Consider the following 6,318-nt stretch of genomic DNA (forward strand, 5'->3'; position numbering starts at 1 on the left):
ACGTAATCGAGCAGCGCCCTTTTCTTACCCTCCCCCTCCAGGGGAGGGTAAGAAAAGGGCGCTGCTCGATTACGTTGGCGTTTTTCGCTTGCGCCGGTGAGCGAGGTGCATCGTTTCCGCCTCGCGCGAGCCATAGAGCTCGACATAGATCCGTTCCATTACCGCGGTGAGATCAGCCCTGATCTCCGAGTTCCAGAAGCGGATGAGGCGATAGCCTTCGTTCTCGAGCCAGCGTTGGCGTTCGAGATCGCGTGCGGCCGTGGCGTCTTCGTTGTGGTGCCCGCCGTCGAGTTCGATGATGAGGCGCTTGGCCGGCAGAAGAAGTCGACAACGTAAGGACCAATTGGTGCTTGGCGACGGAAGTGCGAGCCATCCATGGGAAGGTCTTTGAGAGCACGCCACAACATCCGCTCGTGCGGTGTGGTGTTCTCTCTCAGCTTCTTCGCGGCGGCGCGGCGGATTGATGTCGAGACCATTTGCGTGGCTTCACCCCACCCCGCTCACGCTACGCGTGAGCGACCCACGGGCGAACTATGCTCGTCCCGGACCCCTCCAGGGGAGGGTAAGTGAAGCGCGCTCGTCCTGCAATTGCAAGTGGTGTTGCGTTACACTGCGGCCGTCGTCACGCCGCCGTCGATGACGATGGTCTGGCCGGTCATGAAGCTCGAGGCGTCGGAGGCGAGGTAGGCGACGGCGCCGGCGATTTCGTCGGGTTCGCCGATGCGGCGGAGCGGGGTGGTGGCGGTGCGGCGCTTGAGGTTGGCTTCGTCTTCCCACAGCGCGCGGGCGAAGTCGGTCTTGACGAGACCGGGGGCGATGCAGTTGACGCGCACGCCCTTCGGGCCCCATTCGCCGGCGAGCGAGCGGCACAGTGCGAAGTCGGCGGCCTTGGAGATGCCGTAGGCGCCGATCACGGTGGAGCCGCGCAGGCCGCCGATCGAGGAGATGATGATCACCGAGCCGTTGCCACGCTCGGCCATTTGCGGGATCGCCAGCGCCGAGAGCCAGATGTTGCTCTTGACGTTGCTGCCCATGATCTTGTCGAAGGCTTCATCTGATATGTCGAGCAACGGGCCGTAATAGGGATTCACCGCAGCGTTGCAGACGAGAATGTCAATCTTGCCGTAGTGCTTCGTGGCACCCGCGATCAGCGCCTCGACCTCGTTCTTGCGCGCGATGTTGCAGGGGATCACGATGGCATCGCCGCCGGCCGCGTTGATGCCGTCGGCGACCTCCTTGCAGGCATCCGCCTTGCGCGAGGAGACCACGACCTTGGCGCCGAGCTTTGCCAGCAGCTCGGCGGAGGAGCGGCCGATGCCGCGGCTGGAGCCGGTGACGACGGCGACCTTGCCGGTGAGATCGAACGGGGTGTTTTTCATGGGTGTCCCTCTTCTGGTCATTCCGGGGCGCGCGTAGCGCGAGCCCGGAAGCCATTTCACCGCGCGTAGTGCCGCCTGATGGATCCCGGGTTCGCGCTACGCGCGCCCCGGGATGACAGCGGCGGAGTGACTCAGATCAACCCGCCCGCGTCGGCGACGCGGCGCTGGTGGTAGTCGGTGTCGCCGAACGAGTTCTCGATCATGGTGAGGCGCTTGAAGTAGTGGCCGATCCTCGCCTCCATGGTCATGCCGATGCCGCCGTGGAGCTGGATCGACTGCTGGCCGACGAATTTGGCCGACTTGCCGATCTGCACCTTGGCCGCGGCGATCGCGTTCGTGCGCTCCTTGGCGTCCTCGAAATCGCCGGCCATGGTCGCGAACATCGACATCGAGCGCGCCTGCTCGGCGGCAACGAACATGTCGGAGGCACGGTGCTGCAGCGACTGGAACGAGCCGATCGCGACGCCGAACTGCTTGCGCGTCTTGATGTACTCGACCGTGGTCTTGAGCGACTCATCCATCAGGCCGACCGCCTCGGCGCAGAGCGCGATGCGCGCCTCATCGACCACGCGCTCGATCAAGGCGAGCGAGTCCTCGGGATTGCCGAGCACGGCATCAGGGCCGACCTCGACGCCGGTGAAGGTGATGTCGGCGGCGTGCAGGCCGTCCTGGGTCGGATAGCCCTTCCTGGAGACACCCTTGGCATTCGCCGGGACCAGGAACACGCCGATGCCGGCTTTGTCCCGGCGGTCGCCCTTGGTGCGGGCAGTGACGATGAGCGTGTCGGCATTCTCGCCGTTGAGCACGACGAACTTCTCGCCATCAATGACGTAAGCATCGCCCTTCTTCTTCGCGGTCGTGGTGACGTCGAACAGATCGTAGCGCGAGTTCTTCTCGAGCTGGGCGAAGGCGAGCGTCTTGCTGCCGTCGATGATCGAAGGGACATGCGCGGCCTTCTGCGCCTCGGTGCCGGCATGACGCAGGAAGCCGCCGCCGATCACGACCGTGGCGAGATAAGGCTCGAGCACCAGCGCCTTGCCGAGCGCTTCCATGACGATCATGGTCTCGACGCCGCCGCCGCCGAAGCCGCCATCGGCCTCTGCGAAGGGCAGGCCGAGCAGGCCCTGCTCGGCGAGCTTGAGCCAGACCGCTTTGCTCCAGCCGCCCTTCTCCGCCATGTATTTCTTGCGCTGGTCGAAATCGTAGGAGTTGGTCAGCAGGCCGTCGATGCTGTCCTTGAGAAGCCGCTGCTCCTCGTTCAGATCAAAATCCATTTCTTTGGTTCCTCGTACCCGGACTTATTTGGCTTCGTCATCCCGGGGCGCGCGGAGCGCGAGCCCGGGATCCATACTCCCGATCGTGGTTAGGGATTCCGGGCTCGCGCTCCGCGCGCCCCGGAATGACGGTGGAGACGTTGCCCTCCCCGCCTTCGCGGGGGACGACAGCGTCATTGTTGACTCACAGCCCCAGCACCGCCTTGGCGATGATGTTGCGCTGGATCTCGTTGGAGCCGCCGTAGATCGAGACCTTGCGGTTGTTGAAGTAGCTCGGCGCGATCTGGGCGGTCCAGTCCATGGTCTCGTTCGAGCCGTCGTCGCCGTGCACGTCGTAGGGCGCGGCGAACGGACCGATCACTTCCATCAGGAGCTCGGTGGTGGTCTGCTGGATCTCGGAGCCCTTGATCTTCAGCACCGACGAGGCCGGATTGGGCTTGCCCTTGCCGTGCTTGCCTTCGTCCGCGACGACGCGCAGCTGGGTCAGCTCGAGCGCCTTCAGCTCGATCTCGCAGGCCGCCAGCTTCTCGCGGAAGGCGGGATCCTGGAGGATCGGCTTGCCGCCGGCCTCGACCTTCGACGCCAGATCCTTGATGCGGCGGAGTCGCTCCTTGGAGACGCCGACGCGGGCGATGCCGGTGCGCTCGTTGCCGAGCAGGAACTTGGCGTAGTCCCAGCCCTTGTTCTCCTCGCCGACCAGGTTCTCGATGGGCACCTCGACGTCGTCGAAGAACACTTCGTTGACCTCATGGCCGCCGTCGATGGTCTGGATCGGGCGCACGGTGACGCCGTTCGACTTCATCGAGAACACGATGAAGGAGATGCCCATCTGCTTCTTGGCGTTGGTGTCGGTGCGGCAGAGGCAGAAGATCATGTCGGCGTGCTGGGCGAGCGTGGTCCAGGTCTTCTGGCCGTTGATGATCCACTTGTCGCCGCGGCGTTCGGCCTTCGTCTTCAGCGAAGCGAGGTCGGAGCCGGAGCCGGGCTCGGAGAAGCCCTGGCACCACCAATCGTCGACATTGGCGATGCGCGGAAGATATTTCTTCTTCTGCTCCTCGTTGCCGAAGGTGTAGATGACCGGGCCGACCATGCTGACGCCGAAGGCGAGCGGCTGCGGCGCCGGATGGGCCTGCAGCTCCTCGTTGAAGATGTAATGCTGCACGGCGGTCCAGCCGGTGCCGCCATATTCCTTCGGCCAGTGGCTGACGCCCCAGCCCTTCTTGTTGAGGATGCGCCACCACGTCACCATCTCGTCCTTGGAGAGATGACGGCCCTCGACCATCTTGCGCCGCGTCTCCGACGGCACGTTGTCGCGGAAGAACTGCCGCACTTCCTCGCGAAACGCCTGCTCTTCCCTAGTAAATGCGAGATCCATCGGATCCTCCTGTGAGCGATTTGTTCTGACCGAATTTCGCCGTCATTCCGGGATGCGCCGCTTGGCGCAGGCCCGGAATCCATATCCCCGATCTGTGGTTATGGATTCCGGGCTCGCCGCTTCGCGGCGCCCCGGAATGACAGAAACACTTACTGCAGCACCTCGAACAAGCCCGCCGCGCCCATTCCGCCGCCGACGCACATGGTGACGACGGCGTACTTCGCCTTGCGGCGGCGGCCTTCGATCAGGGCGTGGCCGGTGAGGCGCGCGCCGGACATGCCGTAGGGGTGACCGACCGAGATCGCGCCGCCATTGACGTTGATCTTCTCGGGGTCGATGCCGAGCTTGTCGCGGCAATACAGCACCTGCACCGCAAAGGCTTCGTTCAATTCCCAGAGGCCGATGTCGTCGACGGTGAGGCCGTGGCGCTTGAGCAGGCGCGGCACGGCGAAGACCGGGCCGATGCCCATCTCGTCCGGCTCGCAGCCGGCGGACACGAAGCCGCGGAAGATGCCGAGCGGCTGGAGGCCGCGCTTGGCGGCTTCCTTGTCGCTCATGATCACGGTGGCGCTGGCGCCGTCGGAGAGCTGGCTGGCATTGCCGGCGGTGATGGTGAACCCCTCGCCGCGCACCGGCTTGAGGCCGGCAAGGCCTTCGATCGTGGTCTCGGGGCGCGGGCCCTCGTCCTGCGACAGCGTGATGTCCTTCATCGAGACGGCGCCGGTCGCCTTGTCGGTGACCGCCATCTGCGTCGTGATCGGCGCGATCTCGTCCTTGAACCTGCCGCCCTGCTGCGCGGCCGCGGTGCGGCGCTGGCTTTCCAGCGAGTACTCGTCCTGCTTCTCCCGCGAGATGCCGTAGCGCTTGGCGACGACTTCGGCGGTGTCGATCATGGGCATGTAGACCTCGCCCTTGATCTTGAGCAGCGCCGGGTCGGTGGCATGGAAGCCGTTCATCTTGTCGTTCTGCACGAGGCTGATTGACTCTCCGCCGCCGCCGACCGCGATCTCGACGCCGTCGAAGATCACCGAGCGCGCAGCGAGCGCGATGGCCTGGAGGCCCGAGGCGCATTGCCGGTCGATGGTGGTGCCGGCGACGGTGACCGGCAGGCCGGCGCGGAGCAGCGCTTTGCGCGCGATGTTGCCGCCGGTCGCGCCCTGTTGGAGGGCGGCGCCCATCACGACATCCTCGATCTCCTTCGGATCGACCTTGGCGCGCGCGACGGCTTCGCCGATGGCGTGGCCGAGCAAGGTTGCGCCCTCGGTGGCGTTGAGCGCGCCGCGATAGGCCTTGCCGATCGGGGTACGGGCGGTGGAAACGATGACGGCGTCGGTCAAGAACGACCTCCTGATGATGGTTGGGCGGATTGTGACGGTTTCTGCTGCCGGCGCAATTCGTGGCGCGACAATTTTCCGACGGGGGTGCGCGGCAGATCGTCGACGAATTCGACCTCGGCCGGCAGTTCGTGCTTGCCGACCTTGCCGGCGAGTTGCGCGCGCAATTCGTCGAGCGAGAACGGCTTTGCCTCCGGCCTCAGCTTGATGAAGGCCTTTGCGGCTTCGCCCCGATAGGGGTCGGGAATGCCGAGCACGATCACCTCGTGCACGCCGGGAATGGTGTAGATCGCCTGCTCGATCATCTGCGGATAGACGTTGAAGCCGCCGGAGATGATCATGTCCTTCTTGCGGTCGACCAGGAAGAAATAGCCGTCGGCGTCCATGTAGCCGATGTCGCCGGTGAGGAAGCGGCCGTCGACGAAGGCGTCCGCCGAGCCCTCCGGCCTGTTCCAGTAGCCCTTGGTGACGTTCGGCCCCTTGATGCGGATCTCGCCGACCTCGCCCGGCGGCAGCACGCGCCTGGGATCGTCGAGCGCGACGATGTCGAGCTCGATGCCGGGCAGCGTCAGTCCGATCGAGCCCGGCTTGTCCGGGCCGGTGGGTGGATGGCCGGTTCCGGGCGAACAGGTCTCGGTCATGCCCCATCCGCTCTTCAGCTTCTTGCCGACCTTGCGCTCGAAGAAGCTCGCGATCTCGACCGGCAGCGGCGCGCCGCCGGAGCCGATGGTGGCGAGCGAGGAGAAGTCGCGCTTGTCGAGATCGGGCAGCGCGGCGATCGCGATCCACATCGTCGGCACGCCCGGGAAATATGTCGCGCGCTTGACCTCGATGTCGCGCATCACGGCTTCGACGTCGAAGCGCTGATGCAGCGAGATCAGATTGCCGCGGCTGAGCGAGGACAGCAGCACGACGGTCAGCGCCTATGTGGGCGGCCCGCTGATCAAGGACAAGCT

Annotated in this window: 5 protein-coding genes and 2 pseudogenes; all 7 read right to left on the minus strand. The window is 65.2% G+C overall.

Going from position 1 to position 6,318, the window contains the following annotated elements:
• Positions 1 to 69: 69 nt before the first annotated feature.
• Positions 70 to 402, minus strand: coding sequence for a DUF559 domain-containing protein (locus tag JHD07_RS29830; RefSeq protein ID WP_366865441.1), 333 nt, complete (start codon positions 400 to 402; stop codon positions 70 to 72).
• Positions 372 to 476, minus strand: a pseudogene (locus JHD07_RS39890) (endonuclease domain-containing protein); the annotation flags it as partial. The gene JHD07_RS29830 and the pseudogene JHD07_RS39890, both read right to left, overlap by 31 nt.
• A 129-nt stretch (positions 477 to 605) precedes the next feature.
• Positions 606 to 1,379, minus strand: a complete 774-nt coding sequence (locus tag JHD07_RS29835; RefSeq protein ID WP_291628660.1) for an SDR family NAD(P)-dependent oxidoreductase — start codon at positions 1,377 to 1,379, stop codon at positions 606 to 608.
• Positions 1,380 to 1,510: 131 nt separating this feature from the next.
• On the minus strand, positions 1,511 to 2,653 hold the full coding sequence (gene pimD / locus JHD07_RS29840) for a pimeloyl-CoA dehydrogenase small subunit (protein WP_291628662.1): 1,143 nt from the start codon (positions 2,651 to 2,653) through the stop codon (positions 1,511 to 1,513).
• A 184-nt stretch (positions 2,654 to 2,837) separates the two neighbouring features.
• Positions 2,838 to 4,028 carry a pimeloyl-CoA dehydrogenase large subunit gene (pimC, locus tag JHD07_RS29845; protein ID WP_291628663.1) on the minus strand — a complete coding sequence of 397 codons (1,191 nt, stop codon included), beginning with the start codon at positions 4,026 to 4,028 and terminating at the stop codon, positions 2,838 to 2,840.
• Between the two features lie 149 nt (positions 4,029 to 4,177).
• A complete protein-coding gene (locus JHD07_RS29850; RefSeq protein ID WP_291628664.1) occupies positions 4,178 to 5,365 on the minus strand; it encodes an acetyl-CoA C-acyltransferase in 1,188 nt (395 codons plus the stop codon).
• Positions 5,362 to 6,285 (minus strand): annotated as a pseudogene (locus tag JHD07_RS29855) (AMP-binding protein); the annotation flags it as partial. The pseudogene JHD07_RS29855 and the gene JHD07_RS29850, both read right to left, overlap by 4 nt.
• Positions 6,286 to 6,318 lie beyond the last annotated feature (33 nt).

The organism is Bradyrhizobium sp., assembly GCF_016462955.1.
Taxonomy (GTDB): domain Bacteria; phylum Pseudomonadota; class Alphaproteobacteria; order Rhizobiales; family Xanthobacteraceae; genus Bradyrhizobium.